Genomic DNA, 22,051 nt, shown 5'->3' with positions numbered 1-22,051 from the left:
ATTACTAAACCAAAATCGTTATAGTTCAATGATAAAACTAGTACACTAATAATATATTAACACAGAATTGGCAATTTTACAAGAAAATATGCCTGTAGAAGACAAAGATTGTAAAAGCGAGGGTTATATAAGTAATGCTTGATAAGTACTTTATGCATGTAATTGTGAAAATCCTTAGAGATACGCTGTGTATATAATCTTCACACACTACCTGCATTCCAAGAACTGCGTGCCAAAAAATGCAAAATAACAATACAACAAAAAATAAAAGCTCTAGAGGGTGATTAATAAATTTTTCACTAAAAGACAAAGAGCTATCAGTATAAAATGTACAAGAAAATGAATAGATAAACCAAGGAAACAGGAGCAGTAAAATTACCGCAGAAACACGCTGGACCCACCAATGATGTACTGAATTTCCAGATTGACTCATATAAACATAAATAAAAAAGCAATAGTAGAAAGAAGTAGCGTTACTGTCAGCAGTATAGCACTCCTTGAAACGCCAGTAATTTCTAAATTAAGCCCAACATCCCACAATAAATGACGAATACCATTAAGAAAATGATATACAAAACTTATAAAACATAAGACATAAGCTAATTTAGCAACAGGAGTGAATAATAATGCATTTAAGTACCTTACTATAAGTAACTCAGGAAAGTAAACATGTAATATGAAATACCAAGAAAGTATCATTAATAAAAGGAATAGCAAGATACCAGTCAATCTGTGCATAATAGAGAAAAAACTAGTAACTTGTACTTTATATATTTGTAAATGTGGAGAAAGAGGCCTATCACTCATAAAATTCCGTTATCGGGAAATTAAAATAAAGTAGAAGTAAAGACAGCAGTATAGCACATAACAACACCATCATTAAAAAATGGTAAGTTATGCGCAAAGCCCAAGGAGGTAATCCAGCTGCAGATTCCCCTACTGCTACCTTGTTACGACTTCACCCCAGTCACCGATCCCACTTTAAATAACTCCCTCCTTGCGGTTAGGTCGTTAGCTTCGAGTGAAACCAATTCCCATGGCGTGACGGGCAGTGTGTACAAGACCCGAGAACGTATTCACCGTGGCATGCTGATCCACGATTACTAGCGATTCCAACTTCATGTACTCGAGTTGCAGAGTACAATCCGAACTGAGATGGCTTTTAAGGGATTAGCTTAGCCTCGCGACTTTGCAGCCCATTGTAGCCACCATTGTAGCACGTGTGTAGCCCACTCCATAAGGGCCATGATGACTTGACATCATCCCCACCTTCCTCCAGTTTATCACTGGCAGTTTCCTTAAAGTCCCCAGCATTACCTGATGGTAACTAAGGATGAGGGTTGCGCTCGTTGCGGGACTTAACCCAACATCTCACGACACGAGCTGACGACAGCCATGCAACACCTGTGTGAAATCCGGCCGAACCGACCCTATCCCTTCGAATAGGTATAATTTCCATGTCAAGGAGTGGTAAGGTTTTTCGCGTTGCATCGAATTAAACCACATGCTCCACCGCTTGTGCGGGTCCCCGTCAATTCCTTTGAGTTTTAATCTTGCGACCGTAGTCCCCAGGCGGAATGTTTAACGCGTTAGCTGTAATACAGAAAGTAAACTTCCCATATTTAACATTCATCGTTTACAGCGTGGACTACCAGGGTATCTAATCCTGTTTGCTCCCCACGCCTTCGCGCCTCAGCGTCAGATTTGAACCAGATAGACGCCTTCGCCACTGGTGTTCCTCCTAATATTTACGAATTTCACCTCTACACTAGGAATTCCTCTATCCTCTTTCAATCTCTAGGTTAGCAGTTTTAAAAGCAGTTCCAAGGTTAAGCCTCGGGATTTCACTTTTAACTTACTAACCAGCCTACGCGCCCTTTACGCCCAATAATTCCGAATAACGCTAGCCCTCTCCGTATTACCGCGGCTGCTGGCACGGAGTTAGCCAGGACTTCTTCTGTGAGTACCGTCATTATCTTCCTCACTAAAAGAGCTTTACAACCCAAAGGCCTTCTTCACTCATGCGGCATGGCTGGATCAGGCTTTCGCCCATTGTCCAATATTCCCCACTGCTGCCTCCCGTAGGAGTCTGGACCGTATCTCAGTTCCAGTGTGGCTGATCATCCTCTCAGATCAGCTATAGATCATTGCCTTGGTAGGCTATTACCCCACCAACTAGCTAATCTAATATAGGCTCATCTAATAGCAATAAATTTTTCCCCCGTAGGGCGTATACGGTATTAGTTGCCGTTTCCAACAATTATTCCGTACTACTAGGTAGATTCCTATATATTACTCACCCGTCTGCCACTAAGTTATACCATAGCAAGCTACAATATAACTCCGTTCGACTTGCATGTGTTAGGCCTGCCGCCAGCGTTCATTCTGAGCCAGGATCAAACTCTCAAATTTAGACTTCAACCTATAAAAGGTTGAGGGTACATCGGATAAATCCGACAAAAAATAATTTAGCTTAATACTGCTGTCTTTATTTCTACTTTAGAAATATTTTAATCTCCAACTATTCAAACAACTTTGAGAATATTATTATGTGATATAATCACTATGTCAATATGTTTTTGCAAATCAAAAGCATTAATGTATAAATATATAACTATTTGGAATATTACCATGAAAAAATACATCTTTCTGCTTGCACTCGCACCAATGTTAGTTGGCATCACATTATACTTATTGCGCAACATTGATAACACAAAACAATCTATAACTGCGGGTGACAAGTTTTACGAAGTATTATTCTTTAAAAAAGATAATAAGCCGCTGCTAGAAGAAATAGATTCAAATTGGGGGTATTTAGCAAATTTTGAACACGCATTCAATCATATCTCAGATTCAATGCCAACAAACACAGCATCTATTTATAATGATTTGGCAGATGATAAAGATGCTCCTAATGTTTTGCGTGAGTTAGCACAATACTTAGAGGTAATGAGCTTACTTCACTCCAACGGTGAAAAAATAAATAAAGATAAAATTGATAATTTAGAATCAAGTGCAGTGTATCCTTATTCAAGCCAAGAAGCTATCGCTGTAGTAAAGATACATAATAACGACATTAAAGGTGCAACTGAAATATTGCGTTCCCTATTAAATGACAGAAAATGCCCTATCCTAATCAAAGCTAATGCACAAGAACTACTCAGGATATATGGAAGTTAACTCATTAGACTTTTTGTATAGTTTTTGGCAACAACCGTTAGAAACGAAAAAACCTACTTGATAAACTCCGCCAGCCCCCTTATCATGACAGTGAAGCTATTGTATTTGCTTTCACCAATCTGTAGATTAAAAGGTAAGGATTACTTAATGTATCGGCGTCTTATGTTCAATTTTTTGCAGTATATAGATACTGTATGTCTTTACAAAACTTCATCTATATCTAGATTTTTATCTAAATAAGCTGAACGCGCTTACAAAGCGTTACAAGACATCAAAAAATGCCAATACTCGACAAAGATAGTAAAAGACTAGCTAACTCGGGGATTCTTTATCTTTTTTTCTGCTTGGTAAATTTCTTAAACATTTGCAGCGTAGGTTAGTTGCAATTAAAAGCAGCTTAATCTCGCTTGTCAAGCGTTTAAAACATAAAAAACGCCAATATTTTAAAGCGGATAATAACCCCAGGGCTTCTTTTGCCTTTTTTTTGTTTGGTAAATTCCTTAATATTTATAGCTAACATGAACAAACATTTGAGAGTAACTTCCGCTAGTAGGGTGTCATCCCAGTGCGTAAAACTGGGATCTAGCCTTTATTATTTGGTTGAAATTAAGTTTTCTGGATGCCAGTGGGCTTTGTTGCATCACACTTTATGAGATGGTGATTTATGGTAAATTCATGTAACTATCTCAAATTTAGCCATACCAATATCAGTGAATTTATTAAGCAAATAGCATTTGATTAGCAGTTCTTTTTCTCGATTTATCTCAGATTTATTCCTAAAACTAAATCCGAATATTTGCTTTAATCTTGAGAAAAACCCTTCAATATAAGATCTTTTCCCATAATTTACTTCTTTTTTCCATTCTTTCATGCCATCTTCACCGTATAATTTTATTAACGTAATAGCAGCATTCCTGTCAGACATATAATCTATTTCTGGATGTTCTGCCGCATTGTTTATTGGTGGAATTTTTGTCTTTATATCATATTCGTTACACAACTTATAAAACTTGTGCCTATCACATGCTCTATCTGCATATAGTGCTTTTATGGCATGCTGAAAATCAACTTCTTTTAGCAAATCACAAGCTCCATAGTGATCAGAGTAGACACCGTTACTGTATTTTACAGCTATGGCTTTTTTGTTGTTTATATTCAACATTACGTGCAATTTTCTCGTTTTCTCATAGTCACGATATTTTCTGTCAGTGCTATTTTCCTTGCTGTGTGTTGTTGTATATACTAATTCCTGTACTGTCTATAGCAATTTCGATATCTTCCATATTATTTTTATCAATTCTGCAATCATTTATCTTAATATTAAGTTTCTTTTGATGCTTGTGAATAGCTGATAACTGCCAAATCTCTTCCTATTTGTTGCAAATACCCTTTTATAAACCCGACTGTTTGTCTTAAACCAATTCTAAAGAAACTGACGATTATATGCACCAAAATCACAACTTTATCACTATAAATATAGTTGCCGCCCTGCATTTTTGGACAATTCTCGTACCAATTTTCTATGGCATCATTGATATAACAAAAAATGCTTCCTCTTTCTTGGAGAAATTTGTTATATTCATGGCAGTTACTGACTCTCATTTTTTGTGGCATATTTTTTCTTCAACAGCTAAATGGCTATTTATAATGAATTTTGTCAGTAACTGCCAGTTCTTTTTACTTGAGCGATGCAACAAAGCCATCCCAGTGTCTGGGCACTGGAATGATAATGTGAAGTGTCTACTTCTGTCATCCAAGTAGCCTGACTAATTGGATGACAGAAGGTAATATAAGAGTTCTATTGTAAGATTTTACCCATTTAGAATAAAGTCTAGTGTTACTTCACGCCAAATGTGGTGGTGCTGAGTAGGCAAGCCAGTCAATGGGCTACATTTATATACTGCACGCATTGCATTATCTGCTATCGACCTGAAAAGTGGATTATTTCGATAGGAATCACTGTCTGCTACATCGGCCATAATTATCTCGCCTTGACTGGATAATAATAAGTTAATTTTTATATTAAAATTTTCTTTGTAAGCTATGCTTTCAGGAATGCTCCAGCATTTTGTAAGTTTGTCTCTTATAGAGTTAATAATTTCTGTTACAACTAATTCATCCTTTTTATTCTCAACGCTTTTTTCGTTTCCTATTTCATTTTTTGCCTCTCTAACATCCCTTCTTAGTTTCTTCCCTACACTTTTTTTTCTTTTTAGAACTGGAATGAATTCTTTACCCTCGTTAATAATGACTTCTTCTTGCATTTCGATAATTTGCCTCGGTTGTGCTACAACAGTGTGCTCAACTTTTTCTTTTTTCCTTTGTGGTATAGGAACAACTGACGTATCATTCGTTTGGGCTTTTGTTGAAGGTAACGAAAAAAGCAGAAAACAACATAAAGATAAAAAAAGAATGTAATTAGAATAGAAAAAACGCATATGTTAAGCAGTTTGTTTTACTGGTTTAAAGCTAATATTGCACATAAAGTCAATATATTTTAGTTGATGGACGAGTTTGAAGTAAATAAGGAATCCCTTCAAAGTTGCAGGCAAGCGAAAGATTGTCTTCTCGACAGACAAAGGAATTGTATAATGGATTAAAAGGAACCGTATGACAAAAATTATAGCAAAAGAATATACAGAATTTTTAGAGCAGTTGAAAGAACATATCGCTACTAGTCGTTATAAAGCAGCACTTGCAGTAAATAGTAAGCTTATTTTGCTTTAACCATATTGGTACAGAGATCCTAAAACGCCAAAAAGAACATGCCTGGGGAGCTAAGGTAATTGATCAATTAAGTAAGGATTTGAGAAGTACATTTCCAGAAATGAAAGGCTTTAGCACGAGAAATCTGAAGTATATGCGTAAGTTTGCCGAAGAATATCCTGATGTTGAATTTGTGCAGGAGTCTCTTGCACAATTAACTTGGTATCACAATATCACTCTTTTGGAAAAAATAGAAAGTCATGAAATAAGATTATTTTATGTAAAAAAAGCTATTGAACATGGCTGGTCACGTAACATTATGGTTATGCAGATAGAGCTTGGACTACATAAACGTCAAGGGAAAGCTATTACTCACTTTAAAGAAAAATTACCATCCTCTCAATCAGATTTAGCACATTATACATTAAAAGATCCGTATATTTTTGATTTTTTAAGTATAGGTAAGAATGCTCATGAAAGAGAAGTAGAAAAAGGACTCGTAGGACATATGGAAAAATTTCTGTTAGAACTCGGTGAAGGATTTGCTTTTGTTGGAAGATAATTTCATTTAGATGTTAGAGATGAAGACTTTTATATTGATTTATTATTCTACCATTTAAAATTACGTTGCTTTATAGTGATTGAGTTGAAAGATAATAAATTCAAACCAGAATACGCTGGAAAAATGAATTTTTATCTTTCTGCAGTGGATAATTTGCTAAAACACTCAACAGACCAGCCATCTATAGGATTAATTTTATATAAATCAAAAAATAATGTACTGGCGGAATATACACTGCGAGACATGACAAAGCCAATAGGTCTTGCAGAATACCGAATAACTGAAAATCTACCAGAGAACATAAAAACAGCTTTACCGACGATGGAAGAATTAGAAGCTGAATTATCCAAAATTTCAGATGAGGAAAAGTAATGTTACTAAAATCATTCAAACAATTATTTAGCAAACCAAAAACCAAAAGCTCAGTATGAAATGCATCAGGCTCAGGAAGAAGAGTGGCAGCCAATAACTTACTCTCTCATAGCCTTGAAACTTTGGAAGCAAACAGTAACAGAGTAAGTGATTTTTATGGATTACAAGCTCTAGGTGTACTATCCTATAATATCATACGGTCAATATACTCTAAATGAGATGGAAAGATGAAGGCATCATTATAGCTGCTAAAAAATACGGCGATAAAAACTTAATTCTTTCTCTGTTTACAAAAAATCATGGAAAGCGCAGGGGATTAACTAAGCTAACAAACAATAGCAATTATAAGTTTCAGATAAGTAATCTCTTACATGCAGAATGGAGTGCTAAGTTACCTGAAAATCTGGGTTTTTTAAAGTGCGAATTAATCGAATCTCCATTCCATCATTTCTTTCAAGATAGGTTAAAAAGCATTACTATTGTCTCTTTCTCCTCTATTTTAGAAAAAGTGCTTCCAGAAAGTGAACCCTGTGCCGTGCTGTATGACAATTTTCGATATTTCATCGATGTAATTAAACACAACAATCAGTCTTGGCAAAGCCATTATCTTAACTTAGAGCTTCTGCTTCTTACGCAATTGGGATTCAAGTTAGACTTATCCAAATGTGCTGTAACAGGTGTTAAGGAAAACTTACAATTTATTTCTCCAAAAACTGGTAGAGCAGTGTCAAAAAAAGCAGGAGATTATTATGTAGATAAACTCCTACCTTTTCCACAAATGTTGCATGATGTATACAATAATAACCTACAAAACAGCTACTCATTCCAAGAATTTCAGTTAGGACTGAAAGTCACAGGATATTTTTTAAATAAGTATCTATTTTTGCAGTTAAACATGAAATTTCCAGAGCTGAGAAACCTCATGTTGTCGCTTTAACCTTAGTTATCATTTTTTTGAAATCATTTCAGAAATCTATAGCTAACCCAAGCAACACGTCATACCGCGATTCATTCGTGGTATCTCAGCATAGATTCCGCTAACGAGTAGCGGAATGACGGTTGTCAGTAAACTTAAGCCACTTTAGCTATAGCCAGTAACCACTCTATTTCTACCGCTGTTTTTTGCCTTATATAAATATTTGTCAGCACGTACTATAAATTTTTTAATATCGTCAAGGTCAGATCCTTGCATTTCTGCAATTCCAATGCTCACAGTTATGTTATGGGTTGTATTTTTGTCCGCAAGTATAAAAGGTTCTTTAGCAATAATTTTTCGTATTCTCTCCGCAATAGTGTACGCATCTGATACATTGGTATCTGGCATTACAACAACAAACTCCTCACCACCAAACCTAGCTAGTAAATCTGTCACTCTGATATTTTCAGAAATTCTTTTCTGTACTTGCTTTAAAAGTTCATCTCCAGCACTATGCCCAAAACTGTCATTCACCATCTTAAAATAGTCTATATCAAGTATCATAAGAGACAACCTTCTATCCTTTTCCATAGAGTCCTTAACAATGTTTCTTAAGTGTGCATCAAAATATCTTCTATTATAACAGTTAGTTAATGGGTCCTTTATAGACATTTCCGCATTATTAAATAAATTCATTCTCAAGGCATCTTGATATCTTTTGCGTTTTACTTGCGAATTAACCCTTGCTATTAACTCACCCTCATCCAAAGGTACTGTTAAATAATCATTAGCACCTACATCAAGTGCTTTTACTAAATTGTTTTTATCATAATCCTCAGAAAGAATCAGAATTGGTGTATAGCGTGTTTCTACTTTACTACGAAACTCAGAACACAAACGCAGGCCGTCAGTTTTTGAAAACTGCATATCAGAAATGATCAGGTCATAATTATTCTTAATACCAACCTTTAATGCCTCCACTGGATCACTCAGTATTTTAATTGACCTAAAGCGGTGCTTTAGTACATTATATATCTGCTCTGTTTGAAAGACATCTTCATCTACAACAAGTATGTTAGCATCAAAAATCTGATTAGAATAATCCATAATACTGTTTCCTGCTACTCCGCCAATCTCAGCGTTGGTTTCTCCTCTTAAACGCAATTCATCTATAATCATTTTTAAGCGCGTGAGAGACTTGATCCTTGCAGATAAAGCAGTTTCGTCTATTGGTTTAGTCAGAAAATCATCTGCACCAGCATTAATGCCCTGTACTCTATCATGAGCGTCATGCAGCGCAGTTACCATAATTATTGGAATATGGGTTGTCAAGGGATCATTCTTTAGCTCCTTACAAACTTCAAAGCCATTCATTTTTGGCATCATAATATCGAGTAATATAATATCGGGCTGCTGTTTTGCTACTAACTCCATGGCTTCCTCACCATCATAGGCCACGATAACCGTATAGTACTCTGCTTTTAGTCGAGCTTCTAAAAGCTTAACATTACATAGTACATCATCTACTACTAGGATCTTTGCTGTCATTATCTTTAGATGTATTATCTATGTCGTAAGTAGGATAAAGCTTACCATTTTTACCAACTATGTAATTTACTTTCTCAGTATTACACTCTTTATATAAGTCTTCAATTCCTGCGTCTTTCAATAACCTCCTAGCTTTTGATTTTATAATCATAAGATACTTATATGTATTCCTAATAAGATCAATAAATACAGGCACCTTATTTCTATCAAGCACAATTATGCTCACTAAAGCAACGACCAAAATTTCTGAAAGACCTATATTAAACATTTTTCCTATGAAGCAAGTACTTTAATCCTCCTGATTATAAATATTAATTTGCTTAAATCAAGTTTAGAAGCAACTATCTCATCTAAAAAACTATTATAACGTTCTATGTAGTCCTTATCATTACAAGCCCAGGTTTGAACCTTATCTTCGGGGTTATCAGTAGCTTTTATGACTTTAACAGCTAGCTTGTGATGGTAATTGCTTAAATCGTCCAATAAATCATTAACTAAGCTGCGATCCCAATAAGAAGAGCAGCTTTTCATCTTGATGGCAATTGTTCTAATCAGATCGAATCTTAACAGCGACTTTAACTCAAAGTATATTTTACCAGCATCAAGAATGGACAAAGATGTCTGTTCAGCAACAGATATAATGTCCAGTGCATAAGCAAGAACGTATAGATCAGCAACTTTTTTTGCTAGATCTTTATTTATATTAAGTTCTACTAAAGAAGTTGATCCATGGCTATAGACCTTTAATAGGTGTTCATCTAAAACATCACTTAAGTTCTGGCCTAAAGTTTCAATTGCATCTTTAAATTTTGTAACATCATCCAACTCTACAAAGCTAAGCTTGCCAAGATTTTTCACTAACCAAAACGATACTCTGCCAATAAATTTCTGCACGTTCCTCACTATTTGTAAGTATGAGTTAACATCAATTTTTCCATCCAATTCATCAATTTTCTGCCACAGGCTGTTTAAATCATACAGGTGGTTAACAACAATATATATGTTAACCGCTTCTTGTACCTTAATTCCAGTGTTCTCAGCCAAATTATTGATGAATATACAGCCCATTCTATTCACTACATCATTTGCAATGCAAGTAGAGATAATTTCTCTACGAAGTTGGTGTTTTAATATGAAATCCTTAAACTTTGTTATCATCTTTTTAGGAAAATAACCTAGCAAGTAGTCATTAGATATAAGATCTTTTTCAGGCAGATCGGAATGTATAATTTCATTTTTTATTGCCGTTCTAGCATAAGACATTAGAATAGAAAGCTGAGGAGAACTGAAACCTTCTGCACCAGTTAACATCCTTGCTATCTCTTCTTCAGTTGGAAGAAATTCTACGCTTCGGTTTAACAGCCCAGATTTTTCTAAACTGAGCAGTAACCTGTGGTGCTGCTCCAATCTCTCTTTAGCTTGCAAACACTCAAGAAGTAATGCTTTTGTTTCAATTCTGTTGTGGTTCTCAAGCACTTTGGATGCAACTTCGTCCACCATACTTGCCAGTATTTCATTCCTTTTTTCTAAAGAAACACCCCCTGCTTTCATAGCTGAAACAAATGCAATCTTGATGTTAACTTCAAGGTCCGAACATATCACTCCGGCTGAATTATCAACAAAATCTGCATTTATATATCCACCTCTTTCAGCATATTCTATTCTTCCAAGCTGTGTGCATCCCAAATTTCCGCCTTCTATAAACATAGAAGCTCTAATATCTTTACCATTTACTCTTAACTCATCGTTTGCTTTGTCACCGACCATGCTATGATTTTCACTCTTTGCCTTAACAAACGTGCCAATTCCTCCATTCCATATGAAGTCCACTTCTGCTTTGAGTAGATATCTAATCAAATCACTTGGAGGTAGCATATCTTCTGTTATATCAAAGCATTTTTTTATTTCTTGAGAAATGTTTACTTGCTTGCTGCTACGCTCAAATACTCCTCCACCCTTAGAAATCAAATCTTTGTTATAATCCATCCAAGTTGAAAATGGTAACTCAAAGAGACGTTTACGCTCTGTGAAACTCTTTTCCGCACTAGGATTTGGATCAATAAAAATATGCATATGGTTAAATGCGCCGATTAAATGTATATTTTTTGAAAGCAGCATACCGTTTCCAAATAGATCGCCAGCCATATCTCCAATTCCAATAACAGTTGCATCTTGGTAAATATCCTTATTCATTTTCCAAAAATGCCTCTGCGCTGCAATCCATGCACCTCTGGCTGTAATACCCATTTTTTTGTGATCATAACCTGCTGATCCACCAGATGCAAATGCATCGCCAAGCCAAAAATTGTATTCAGAGGCTATTTGGTTTGCATAGTCAGAAAAAGAAGCAGTGCCTTTATCTGCTGCAACTACCAAGTATGAATCATCCTCATCATACCTAATCACATTCTCTGGTGGAATTATTTTGCCATTAACTACATTATCAGTAATGTCAAGCATTCCCCTGATAAAACTCTTATAGCATTCAACACCTTTCTCTCTTAAAATATCTTTGTCTTTATAAACTTGCTTAATTACAAACCCACCCTTTGCGCCAACAGGTACAATAACCGCATTTTTTGTCATCTGAGCTTTCATGAGCCCCAAAACTTCAGTGCGAAAATCTTCCGTCCTATCCGACCACCTTAAGCCACCACGGGCCAATTTCCCTCCTCTTAGATGTATTCCCTCAAAAAGATTTGAATAAATATACAATTCACGATATGGACGAGGATCAGGCAAACCATTTATTTTATTTGAGTCAAATTTTGTAGATAAATATGGTTTATCGTCTTGATAATAACTGGTCCTTAAAATAGCCATTATCAAGTTAAATATCGAGCGCAAAACGTAATCATGTGAAACATTGCTGATCTCTTTTAGAAGTTCCTCAATTTTTTCTATGAAAATGTCCGTGGTTTCTGCTCTATCAATGTCTATGCTAGGATCAAATCTTGCATGAAATAGTTGTATCAAATACTTTACTATTTTTGGATACTCTGAGACTACCTTTTGGATATATTCTGGATTGTAGTTAAATGATGTCTGCTTTAGGTAAGCACTTAACGCTCTAACCAGAAGCACTTCTTTCCACTCCAGTCCAGCAATAATGACCAAACTATTGAAATAATCATTTTTAATTTCCTTTCTAAACACTTTCGTAAGTGTTATTTCAAATTGCTCTTTTAGAGTAATATTGTCTATTAATTCATCGACTCTTGACAACACAAAATGGTGTATCCATATTCCGCCGTTAATTTCTATGTAATAGCCATTATGAGATAGAATCTTAGCTCCCAAATTCTTAGTAATTCTTAATATCTTCGATAATTCAAGACCTCCATTGCTCGAAGTGTAAACCTTTAATTGATAATTAAGATTATCACAAGTAAGTCTTAAATCGACCTCGCTAACTCCTTTTTTCCTCACTATCTCCAATTTTTTCATATCGTAATATGCGTCATGAGATTCGAAACTCTCTTGATAGCTTATTGGAAATGCCTTGCAATAACGGATGAATATATCCTCAACAGTACTAAAAGTATTATATAAATTGTCTATAAAACGATCTTCCCACTTTTCCGTAATGTTCCTTAATTTGTTTTCGATACGCAAAACTTCGTCATCAGGAACACTAACATTTTTGGTCTTTAGCACTACATCCAATTTCATCAAATCATATTCATTGATAATGTGATTGTTATAAATATCTGAACTTTCTGCACTTGTCTCATCCTTCAATATGTCACGTATCTTGAACATTAGCCTAGCGCTAGCATAACGCATTGGTATCAGCACTATGCAACTAATAAAATCCCTTACTCTTCTTAAAAATAATCTGACCCTTGGCCTAATCGCAAGAGACATGATCGAAATGCAAATTTTAAACAATTCGTCTTCATTTGATTGGAATAATTCATCACAAGAGAATGCTTGTAAAATAGAAATTAAAGCTTTGTTATTGTGGCCCCCGGTTACAAACCCTGCATTTTTTTCTATAACTTTAACTTTATCTCTTATTATTGGAATAGTTTGAATATCTTGGACCTCCGCTACAGAAGTAAATAGCCCGAAAAAACGCCGTTCCTTTACTACATTACCCTGGTCATCAAATTCTTTTACTCCTATACAATTCATGTATGTACGCCGATGGACTATTGAGATTAGATCTGATCTCAATATGTATAGGGAATCAAGGTTTGCAGAAGGAATCAACGTACTTTGACCTACTCTTATCAGGCCAAGGTCCTTTTTGCTATCACAGACGAGTTTTTCATCTTTACCAGCAATATATTCTTGATAACCTAGAAATACAAAATTATTGTTTTTTAGCCAATCTAAGAAATCTTTTCCTGGTGTCACTCCAGCGTTCGACGCTGGCTGCTCGATGGCAAAAAGAAGACTTTTTGCTTCATCAAGTTTCTTGAGCATTAAGTGCCAATCTTTCACAACGCAATTAACTGCTTTCAGCGTTTTTTGTAGAGATTCTTTTAATGTATCAACAAAACTGTCACTTATACCTTTGATAATTACATATATAACTGATTCTTTGACTCCATTGCTTTCTTCCAAGGAGTAAATCTCATCTATTAGGCCATCTTTTCTTTTAATGTTAATTATGCTGTTGCTGTAATAGCATATGGTTAAATTGTGCGATTTAATAGTTGCAATAACAGAATCAACCAAAAATGGCATATCATCGTTTGTTATCTTAATCGTGGTAAAATCGCCTTCTATTCCTGGTATATCATCTATATTGCTTACTACTAACTTACTTTCATCTTTCTCTTTTTGAGAAACAAAATTGTAAGCATCGTTTACAATATATAGCAAAAACTTATCGTTGGCTTTTAGGTCGCTTTTATAAACAAAACTATAAAAATACTTAATAAATTTTTTAATTTTTTTTTTATCTTGCTGATTTTCTTGATCAACTAACTCAAATAAAGACTCAGTGTCAACATTATGATCTATACACATTTTTTTTAACAAAAATACACAGTGAGCTTAAACCTTTTTAACTAAGATTTCATTATCAAGAGCGTACACTATTAGCTCATCATTTTCTACTACTTCCCCTGATAAAACTAATTTAGCTAAATTATTTTGAATACACTCTTGTATAACCCTTTTTAGGGGCCTTGCTCCATATTCAAGGTCATAGCCAGTTTGTGCTATTAGTTCTTTAGCTTCCTGCGACAAACTTATACTCAGTTTACGCTTAGCAAGTGTTTTTTGTAAATAAGAAAATTGAACATCTATAATTTTATAGATGTCATCTCTAGTTAAACTGTGGAATATAATAATTTCATCCAGCCTGTTTAAAAATTCTGGACGAAATGCTGATTTAACTATTTGCATCACTTCGCTTTTTACAGAGTTAGCAACTCCTCCTTCCGATGTCATTCCAGCGCGTGACGCTGGAATCTGCATCTGGATCACAGTGTCAGCTACTTGAATGACAGGAGGTAGAGTCTCATTTTCTGTAACTCCCTTAAGCATTATCTCTGCACCAAGGTTAGAAGTTAAGATCAGTATGGTGTTGCGAAAATCAACTAATTTGCCATGACTATCAGTGAGTCTACCCTCATCCAAGATTTGCAGCAATAGATTAAATATATCTGGATTTGCCTTCTCTATTTCATCAAACAGAATAACCTGATATGGCCTTCTTCTTACTGCTTCGGTTAATCTGCCACCTTGCTCATAGCCAACATACCCTGGAGGCGCGCCAATTAGCTTTGAAACAGAATGTTTTTCCATATATTCTGACATATCAAAACGCAAAAGCGCTGATTGATCGTCAAACAGAAATTCAGCAAGGGCTTTTGCCAGTTCTGTTTTTCCAACCCCGGTTGGGCCTAAGAATAAAAATGAACCGAAAGGTCGATTAGTATCTTGCACACCAGAGCGAGAGCGCCTAACTGCATTACTTATTGCTTCTATCGCGCCTTTTTGCCCTATTACTCTTCTTCCTATTTCATTCTCCATGTTAAGAAGTTTTTCCTTTTCGCTGTGCATCATGTTATCAACTGGAATTCCTGTCCACTTTGAAACAATGTTTGCAATATCATCTCCATTCACTTCTTTCTTTAAGAAACTATCAGTAACCTTTTCCTGATTTTTTAATTCATTCTCAAGCTGAGGGATCACACCATACATCAGCTCTCCTGCTTTTCCTAAATTTCCACTCCGCTGAGCCAATTCCAGCTCTTTTCTGGCGTTATCTAATTTTTCAACTGTTTCTTGTATTCTAGCTATTTTATTCTTTTCCATCTGCCATTTGCTGTTCAAGTCAGCAAATTTACTGTTTAGATTTTCGATCTCTTCATTTATCTTTTTTAAACGCTGTTTAGAATTTTCATCATTTTCTTTTTTTAGAGCTTCTGCTTCAATCTTTAGCTGTATAACCTTTCTCTCAAGTTCATCAATAACTTCAGGCTTGCTATCCATTTCAATTCTCACCCTACTTGCTGCTTCATCAATCAAATCAATTGCTTTATCAGGTAAAAACCTATCTGTTATATATCTATTGGACAACGTTGCAGCAGCAATTATTGCACCGTCTGTAATTCTTATACCATGATGCACTTCATATCTTTCCTTCAAACCCCTGAGTATTGAAATGGTATCAGTTTCAGTTGGTTGAGAGATAAACACAGGCTGGAAACGCCGTGCAAGTGCAGGATCTTTTTCTATATGTTCACGATATTCATCTAAAGTTGTGGCTCCTATACAGCGAATTTCTCCACGCGCAAGAGCAGGCTTCAGCAGATTCGAGGCATCCATTGCACCACTTATTGCTCCGGCTCCAACTAAAGTATGAAGCTCATCTATAAACAAGATAACTTTTCCCTCTGTTTTTGAAATTTCATTAATCACTGCTTTTAACCTTTCTTCAAATTCTCCTCTAAACTTCGTTCCAGCGATTAATGCACCAAGATCCAAAGCTAAAACCTTTGCATCACGCAAACCAAGTGGCACATCGTTTGCAACAATTCTGTTTGCAAGCCCCTCGACTATTGCAGTTTTTCCAACACCAGGTTCACCTATCAGCACTGGATTATTTTTTGTCCGCCTCAGTGATACCTGCATAGTTCTTCTGATCTCTTCATCACGACCAATTACAGGATCAAGCTTTCCTTGCATAGCAAGCTCTGTAATATCCTTTGTATATCTCTTAGCAGCGTTCAATTTTTCCTCACTATTTGGCGAGTCTGAACTGCTACCTTTCCTCATGTCTGTAACAACTGAATTTAATTTTTGCGGTGTAACACCATTCTCTGCAAGAATTTTGCCTACAGTATCATCTTTTTGTGCAGTGAGGCCCTGCAGTAAACGCTCAACGGCAACAAACGAATCTTTATTCCTCTGAGCAATACCAATTGAATCTTCAAAAACTTTTGCTATTTCTCTTGAAAGTTGAAGGCCCCCACTTCCTGGACCTTCAATTACTGGCAACTTTTTTATTGCGCTATCCACAGCATCAGAAATACTTTGCACATTTCCACCACAAGCGTTTATCAAATCCTGAACTAAACCTAATTCATCCTCAAGCATCACTTTGAGTAAATGCTCAGGCATAAAAATCTGATGCCCAGCTCCCAACGCTTTCATCTGAGCACTTTGAATTAGACTTTTTGCTTTTTCAGTAAATTTATTTAAGTCCATAACACCAGTTAAATTCGTATTTGCTGATGTATATAACAACTAATTTCATAAATTTAAACCTAAAGTTGCTTATTGTTAGGTATGGTCTGCAAAAATTTAAAACTTTCTTAAGAACCTGTTTAAAATCTTCGTAATAGGAGAGAAATGAAGGAAAGGACAATCATTTGCAAGCTGGTATTGAGTTTACGTTCGCAATTTTTCCACAACCGCCTACACTTTTCCAACCAAGCAAAAGAGCGCTCAACGACCCATCTCTTTGGCAATACAACAAAGGTCACTGGTATCCAGAAAAGTTTGCTTGTTTATAAGTAAACTAGCATGGAAAGTAGCTGATCTTATACTAAATGAATGTTTTTGATGAGGTTGCATAGAAGCTGGATTCCAGTGTCAAGCACTGGAATGACAGCAGTCCTACGTCATACTGCCGCAGACCGTCATACCACCGCGGTATCTCTAGATCCCGCTAACAAGTAGCGGGATGACGATTGTCAGGGTGTCATTCCAGCGCCCCTATGATGTCATCCCAGTGCTCCTATAATGTCATCCCAGTGCGTGACACTGGGATCTCATTTCACTCTATAATAGTATCATTCCAGTGCTCCTTTCTTGTCATCCCAGTACTGATTAGCTATAAAATTTAAGAAGATATTTAAGAAATTTACCAAATGAAAAAAAGGCAAAAGAAGCCCCGTGGTGCGAGTTTTGACCCTATAATAATTTAAACTGGCGCTGTAATAATGTGCTAACCCTTAAAATAAGCGCGATTTGGCTGAATGTAGAAAAAATAAAAAAGACATGCAGCCGCTATAATTTTATGTAATCCGCCAATAAATACCCTGAGTTTTTTACTGAATTTTGTCATTGAGCCTGCAGGTCAAAAACAAGTTTTGAGTCACAAATACCCTTATTGTCATAATAAGGGGGCTGGCGGAGTTTGTCAAGCAACTTTCTATATAATATTTTCTAAAATAAATGGACTTCTCGCATCCAATTTCGGCAGCGCGTGACACACAACTGCAATGACAAGGTGTTATAAGATATTACCACAAACATCATATTCACACGAAATACTTGACTTCACTTGTACTAAGAAGCATTTTATATATATTGTGTGCCCGTAGCTCAGCTGGATAGAGCAACAGCCTTCTAAGCTGTGGGTCGTAGGTTCGAATCCTACCGGGCACACTCTTCTATCAATACTTTCTATAAATCTTCAAGTATTCTGGCACCACATTTTCAATTGCTAATGGTCGAACCTTCATTGTTTCAAGGTCAGCTGACTTTTCGATTGAGCTATTCATCATAACTTTCACCTGATCTTGAGTAAGCACAGGGTTCGTATCTCCGGTTATTGGTTTTAGCAGCATAGAAATAATTTTATTTTCTAAAAAGAAAGCTATTAACTTTGCCATTGGAAAAGATACATTGATCAACAAACACTTTCTGTTAGTAACATTCAGAATAAACTTCAATAAGCTTTTGAAAGAGTAAACCTTTGGTCCACCCATGTTATAAATTTTCTTGTCTTGCTTATTAAAACTGATAATACGATATACCACTTCAGCTAAGTCTGTTACACATATTGGCTGAAATTTAGTCGTTCCATTGCCAATTAGCGGCAAAAAAGGAAGAACAGTTGCTAATCTTGCAAATTTATTAAAGAAGTTATCTTCTTTACCAAATACAAGGCTTGGCCTAATTATTATTGCTTCTTGAAATGCTGAAGTTACAGCTTTTTCACCTTCCAATTTACTTTTGGCATATTTTGACAACTTGCTATTTTCTATTCCCATAGCGGAAAAATGTATCATCATAGGTACATTTTTCATTTTTGCAGCTTTTGCTATCCTTTCAGCTATTTTAACGTGAACAGCGTAAAAATCTTGCTTTTTTGCTTCATATAATATCCCCACTAAGTTTATGGCTACATCACATTCTTCCATACCCTCTAGAACTGATTTTTCATCAAAAAAATCGCCTTTAAATATTGATATTTGTCCCAAATTGCTACACAATTTTAAACAAGCAGCTTTTTCCTGATTACGAGTGAATATCTTTATTAAATATCCTTCTGCTGCCAAGCGTCTTACGATGTGTTTCCCTATAAACCCCGTTCCACCAAAAATAATTACACGTTTTGTCACGATTAAAGTTCCTAATAATTTGTTACTGTAAATTAATACAATGATTTTGCTTAATATTCTATTATGAATTCCCGTACAATAAGATCCATTTTCATTCTTCGTGAGCCTTTAACTAGAATTGCGTCATTATTCTGAATAATGTTAGCTAAATCACTTTTCAATTGATTAGAATCATTAAAATGCGCGCCTCTTATATTATCTGGCAAAAGCTCATGCAATTCTAACATAAATTTACCAACTGTATAAATTTTATCTATATTATTTTCTATGACAATCTTAACCAAATCTGTATGAAATTCTATGCTTTTATCACCAAGTTCCAACATATCACCAAGCAAAGCTACTTTTCTCTGATTAGAATATGTACTCAAAGTTTTTATTGCAGTTTTCATCGAAGCAGGGCTGGCGTTATAGGAGTCATCAATTAAATGTATATATTTTTTATTGTATTTGACCTTATGAATATTGCCTCTACCTTTCGTTACACTAAAATTCTTAAGTGCAAGTGGTAATTTTGATAAATCAAGTCCGAGGCTCTGCACAACTGCTGTAACAACAAGTAGCGAATAAGCAAAATGCTCACCTTGCATACGTAAATTACAGTTTATAGTTTGATTATCACTCAGCCTGATTTTTAAATTTAGCCCGTCATCATTTCTTATTAGGTCCAACAAACAAACTTCAGCATTTTTATCTTTACCGAAGCTTATTACATTTCTATTGGCATGTGATGAGAGATAATCATAATATTTATTATCTCTGTTTAAGACCAAAGTACCATTACTTTTCATACCATATAGAATTTCTAACTTCGCTTGTGCAACGTCAAATAGTGATGAAAAATTTTCAGTATGTGCAGGTTCGATGTTGGTAATAACTGCAATATTTGGATTACTAATCTTTGACAATTCTTTTATTTCACCAGCTTTATTCATTCCCATTTCAAGGATTAAGTACTGGCAGTTTTTTGGAGCTTTTAGAATTGTCAAAGGCAATCCTATATTATTATTTAAGTTACCTTTGTTTGCATGGGACACTCCATATTGCGATAAAACAGTGTGCAGCATATCCTTTGTAGTGGTTTTCCCGACACTGCCTGTAATTGCAATAACTTTAGCATCAACAAGAATATTTCTAATATAGTATAATGCCATATCGTGCAAAGCTTTCAGGGTATCTTGTACAATAATGAGAGGGAAATTTTTATATTTACCCTCACTTACTATTGCAGCGGCAGCCCCTTTTAAAAACGCTTCATGCAAAAAATTATGGCCATCAAAATTCTTTCCCTTGAGTGCAATAAATAAATCACCTTTTTTTATGCTTCTTGTGTCCGTTGAAATATTTGAGCTATGTGTCCAATTACAACCATTTACGCCTCTTCCGCCAGTTGCATCAATGATATTATTTGTGTTCCATTTAAACATAATTTAGAGAGTATTCTTTATAATAAATTGAACAATAAAAGTAGCGAAAATACTACATGTTTTAGATAATGTACAAATAATGGTTGCAATTCCTATAATTCTATCTTATAATGGATATAGAAATTTAAATTTTTTCGTCTATAATTAGCTATGTTGTAGAAAGTACCTTGGAGGTATGTATGTTAACAGGAAAAAATGAAAAATCTACTTCTATACTAGCTAAAGTTGGTAATGCAGCTTCGGGAGTAAGAAATTTTCTGGGTAGAGGTGTAAAAGTCCTAGTCAAGGGTACAGTATACCCTATATGGCCAAAGAATTGGTTTAAGTCCTGGGATAAAATGCGGCACGACATAAAAAATGGCGGGCGTTCTATTATTGGCAACTCACTTGAAGAGTATGATCCACCTATAGAAACCACACAAGCTAGTAAAGATCTTGGTGTAGAAATAATAAGCTGTAAGGATGGGAAAGTAAAATTTTTAGCATCAAGGACTCTGACGGAAGATATACCTTATTTGAACGATGAACAATTAGGTCAAATAAAGAAAAACCTGCCAAATGTAACTATTTTTAGAGAAGAAAACAAAATTATAATTGAAATTAACGTTGAGGAAATAGCTAACACTATTAAAACTAATCCTGATAATAAAGGCAAGAGCGAGAAAGAAATAAAAGAGCTTGTTCTTAAAGGAATTGCTAATAAAGTTGACGAAGACCTTAAGAAGCTGGCAGGAATTACTGGTGGAGAATTTAAAATTCATACAGACTTAAAATTGCTGAATGGTATTGCAGAAAAATTGTATCGAGAATATGATAACCAGAACAAACCATCAAAAACTCTAGGGCCAGCACAAACTGGAAAGTCACCAGGGCAGTCTTCAGAAACTGTTACAAGTATAGATGAATTAGTAAAATCTTTTAACATTACTAATCCTAACGAGTTTCCTTTTGGTAAAAGTAAAGAAGCTATTTTTCCTATAAAAAATATGCAGTTATCAGAACGAGATATCAAAAAGCAAGCAGAAGGATTGGGAAGTGCTTTTTTGAATTTTGAAGATGCCTCTGGTGAAGTAATAAAACCACTATCTACGCCTGATGTAGAAAGAAATAAAGGAAGAGGAAAAGGTCGCTCTTAAAATATGAGCAATGAAGTTTATGATAGCAATAACATCTTTGCTCAAATATTAAGAGGTGAGTTACCTTGTGAGAAGGTACATGAAAATGAAAATGTACTAGCTTTTCGTGATAAGTACCCTGACGCACCAGTTCACATTTTAGTTATACCAAAAAATCAATATATTTCATACGATGATTTTATTCTAAAAGCTTCTGAAGAGGAGATAGTAAGTTTTTTCAAAATTGTCAGAGAAATAGCACATAAATATAATTTAGAAAAAACAGGATATAGATTAGTCACTAACTACGGTGAAAATGGAGAGCAGGTTGTACCACACTTTCACGTGCATATTTTAGGTGGTAAAAAGTTAGGAAAGCATGTAAACTCATAGTGTTATATGTTTTGTTA

15 protein-coding genes, 1 tRNA gene, 1 rRNA gene and 2 pseudogenes are annotated in these 22,051 nt (G+C 35.2%); 6 read left to right on the top strand and 13 right to left on the bottom strand.

Annotated features, from left to right (window positions below):
• Positions 1-76: 76 nt before the first annotated feature.
• From sdhD to AAGD91_RS02025, 3 genes are all read right to left on the bottom strand, one after another.
• Positions 77-433: a succinate dehydrogenase, hydrophobic membrane anchor protein gene (sdhD, locus tag AAGD91_RS02035; RefSeq protein WP_341821321.1), complete on the bottom strand. Its 357-nt coding sequence runs from the start codon at positions 431-433 to the stop codon at positions 77-79.
• Positions 430-807 (bottom strand): succinate dehydrogenase, cytochrome b556 subunit, encoded by a 378-nt coding sequence (gene sdhC, locus AAGD91_RS02030; RefSeq protein WP_265033417.1) that lies wholly within the window; start codon positions 805-807, stop codon positions 430-432. Before sdhC ends, sdhD begins: the two co-directional genes overlap by 4 nt.
• A 101-nt stretch (positions 808-908) precedes the next feature.
• Positions 909-2,412, bottom strand: a 16S ribosomal RNA gene (locus tag AAGD91_RS02025).
• Between the two features lie 153 nt (positions 2,413-2,565).
• Between AAGD91_RS02025 and AAGD91_RS02020 the strand changes: the two genes are divergently transcribed.
• Complete coding sequence (locus AAGD91_RS02020; protein ID WP_253309859.1) at positions 2,566-3,180, top strand: hypothetical protein; 615 nt, start codon at positions 2,566-2,568, stop codon at positions 3,178-3,180.
• Between the two features lie 673 nt (positions 3,181-3,853).
• Here the strand turns inward: AAGD91_RS02020 and AAGD91_RS02015 are convergent.
• The 3 genes from AAGD91_RS02015 to AAGD91_RS02005 form a co-directional block, all read right to left on the bottom strand.
• Positions 3,854-4,342 (bottom strand): transposase, encoded by a 489-nt coding sequence (locus AAGD91_RS02015; RefSeq protein ID WP_341820774.1) that lies wholly within the window; start codon positions 4,340-4,342, stop codon positions 3,854-3,856.
• 158 nt (positions 4,343-4,500) lie between these two features.
• On the bottom strand, positions 4,501-4,794 hold the full coding sequence (locus AAGD91_RS02010; protein WP_253309376.1) for a transposase: 294 nt from the start codon (positions 4,792-4,794) through the stop codon (positions 4,501-4,503).
• A 197-nt stretch (positions 4,795-4,991) separates the two neighbouring features.
• Positions 4,992-5,618: a hypothetical protein gene (locus AAGD91_RS02005; RefSeq protein ID WP_341821320.1), complete on the bottom strand. Its 627-nt coding sequence runs from the start codon at positions 5,616-5,618 to the stop codon at positions 4,992-4,994.
• Positions 5,619-5,790: 172 nt separating this feature from the next.
• Here AAGD91_RS02005 and AAGD91_RS02000 point away from each other — a divergent pair.
• A pseudogene (locus AAGD91_RS02000) lies at positions 5,791-6,820 on the top strand (PDDEXK nuclease domain-containing protein).
• Positions 6,821-7,034: 214 nt separating this feature from the next.
• Positions 7,035-7,757 (top strand): DNA repair protein RecO, encoded by a 723-nt coding sequence (gene recO, locus AAGD91_RS01995; protein ID WP_341821319.1) that lies wholly within the window; start codon positions 7,035-7,037, stop codon positions 7,755-7,757.
• 144 nt (positions 7,758-7,901) lie between these two features.
• On the opposite strand, the gene AAGD91_RS01990 is transcribed toward recO, so the two are convergent.
• The 5 genes and pseudogenes from AAGD91_RS01990 to AAGD91_RS01970 form a co-directional block, all read right to left on the bottom strand.
• Complete coding sequence (locus tag AAGD91_RS01990) at positions 7,902-9,284, bottom strand: PleD family two-component system response regulator (protein WP_341821318.1); 1,383 nt, start codon at positions 9,282-9,284, stop codon at positions 7,902-7,904.
• Entirely contained in the window at positions 9,256-9,552 is a 297-nt protein-coding gene (locus tag AAGD91_RS01985) for a hypothetical protein (protein WP_182183153.1), read from the bottom strand. Before AAGD91_RS01985 ends, AAGD91_RS01990 begins: the two co-directional genes overlap by 29 nt.
• 5 nt (positions 9,553-9,557) lie before the next feature.
• Entirely contained in the window at positions 9,558-14,264 is a 4,707-nt protein-coding gene (locus tag AAGD91_RS01980) for an NAD-glutamate dehydrogenase (protein WP_341821317.1), read from the bottom strand.
• 27 nt (positions 14,265-14,291) lie between these two features.
• Positions 14,292-16,955 carry an ATP-dependent Clp protease ATP-binding subunit gene (locus tag AAGD91_RS01975; protein WP_341821489.1) on the bottom strand — a complete coding sequence of 888 codons (2,664 nt, stop codon included), beginning with the start codon at positions 16,953-16,955 and terminating at the stop codon, positions 14,292-14,294.
• Between the two features lie 119 nt (positions 16,956-17,074).
• Positions 17,075-17,230: pseudogene (locus AAGD91_RS01970) on the bottom strand (transposase); the annotation flags it as partial.
• Positions 17,231-18,066: 836 nt separating this feature from the next.
• On the opposite strand from AAGD91_RS01970, the gene AAGD91_RS01965 reads away from it, so the two are divergent.
• A tRNA-Arg gene (locus AAGD91_RS01965) sits at positions 18,067-18,140 on the top strand.
• 8 nt (positions 18,141-18,148) lie between these two features.
• Here the strand turns inward: AAGD91_RS01965 and AAGD91_RS01960 are convergent.
• Positions 18,149-19,099, bottom strand: coding sequence for a complex I NDUFA9 subunit family protein (locus AAGD91_RS01960; protein WP_341821316.1), 951 nt, complete (start codon positions 19,097-19,099; stop codon positions 18,149-18,151).
• A 50-nt stretch (positions 19,100-19,149) separates the two neighbouring features.
• Complete coding sequence (locus AAGD91_RS01955) at positions 19,150-20,526, bottom strand: UDP-N-acetylmuramoyl-tripeptide--D-alanyl-D-alanine ligase (RefSeq protein ID WP_341821315.1); 1,377 nt, start codon at positions 20,524-20,526, stop codon at positions 19,150-19,152.
• Between the two features lie 179 nt (positions 20,527-20,705).
• On the opposite strand from AAGD91_RS01955, the gene AAGD91_RS01950 reads away from it, so the two are divergent.
• Together AAGD91_RS01950 and AAGD91_RS01945 are read left to right on the top strand one after the other, a co-directional pair.
• Positions 20,706-21,662 carry a hypothetical protein gene (locus AAGD91_RS01950; RefSeq protein WP_341821314.1) on the top strand — a complete coding sequence of 319 codons (957 nt, stop codon included), beginning with the start codon at positions 20,706-20,708 and terminating at the stop codon, positions 21,660-21,662.
• A gap of 3 nt (positions 21,663-21,665) precedes the next feature.
• On the top strand, positions 21,666-22,034 hold the full coding sequence (locus tag AAGD91_RS01945) for an HIT domain-containing protein (RefSeq protein ID WP_164224547.1): 369 nt from the start codon (positions 21,666-21,668) through the stop codon (positions 22,032-22,034).
• The last annotated feature ends 17 nt before the right edge of the window (positions 22,035-22,051 follow it).

This window comes from Wolbachia endosymbiont (group A) of Myopa testacea (assembly GCF_964027115.1).
Lineage (GTDB): Bacteria > Pseudomonadota > Alphaproteobacteria > Rickettsiales > Anaplasmataceae > Wolbachia.
Note: the sequence above shows the minus strand (reverse complement) of the source record. Positions and strands in the feature narration are given on the sequence as shown.

Coding starts and splice junctions, on each gene's coding strand:
- sdhD (WP_341821321.1), bottom strand. CDS start 433: ATGAGTCAATCTGGAAATTCAGTACATCATTGGTGGGTCCAGCGTGTT.
- sdhC (WP_265033417.1), bottom strand. CDS start 807: ATGAGTGATAGGCCTCTTTCTCCACATTTACAAATATATAAAGTACAA.
- AAGD91_RS02020 (WP_253309859.1), top strand. CDS start 2,566: ATGTCAATATGTTTTTGCAAATCAAAAGCATTAATGTATAAATATATA.
- AAGD91_RS02015 (WP_341820774.1), bottom strand. CDS start 4,342: ATGTTGAATATAAACAACAAAAAAGCCATAGCTGTAAAATACAGTAAC.
- AAGD91_RS02010 (WP_253309376.1), bottom strand. CDS start 4,794: ATGCCACAAAAAATGAGAGTCAGTAACTGCCATGAATATAACAAATTT.
- AAGD91_RS02005 (WP_341821320.1), bottom strand. CDS start 5,618: ATGCGTTTTTTCTATTCTAATTACATTCTTTTTTTATCTTTATGTTGT.
- recO (WP_341821319.1), top strand. CDS start 7,035: ATGAGATGGAAAGATGAAGGCATCATTATAGCTGCTAAAAAATACGGC.
- AAGD91_RS01990 (WP_341821318.1), bottom strand. CDS start 9,284: ATGACAGCAAAGATCCTAGTAGTAGATGATGTACTATGTAATGTTAAG.
- AAGD91_RS01985 (WP_182183153.1), bottom strand. CDS start 9,552: ATGTTTAATATAGGTCTTTCAGAAATTTTGGTCGTTGCTTTAGTGAGC.
- AAGD91_RS01980 (WP_341821317.1), bottom strand. CDS start 14,264: ATGTGTATAGATCATAATGTTGACACTGAGTCTTTATTTGAGTTAGTT.
- AAGD91_RS01975 (WP_341821489.1), bottom strand. CDS start 16,955: ATGGACTTAAATAAATTTACTGAAAAAGCAAAAAGTCTAATTCAAAGT.
- AAGD91_RS01955 (WP_341821315.1), bottom strand. CDS start 20,526: ATGTTTAAATGGAACACAAATAATATCATTGATGCAACTGGCGGAAGA.
- AAGD91_RS01950 (WP_341821314.1), top strand. CDS start 20,706: ATGTTAACAGGAAAAAATGAAAAATCTACTTCTATACTAGCTAAAGTT.
- AAGD91_RS01945 (WP_164224547.1), top strand. CDS start 21,666: ATGAGCAATGAAGTTTATGATAGCAATAACATCTTTGCTCAAATATTA.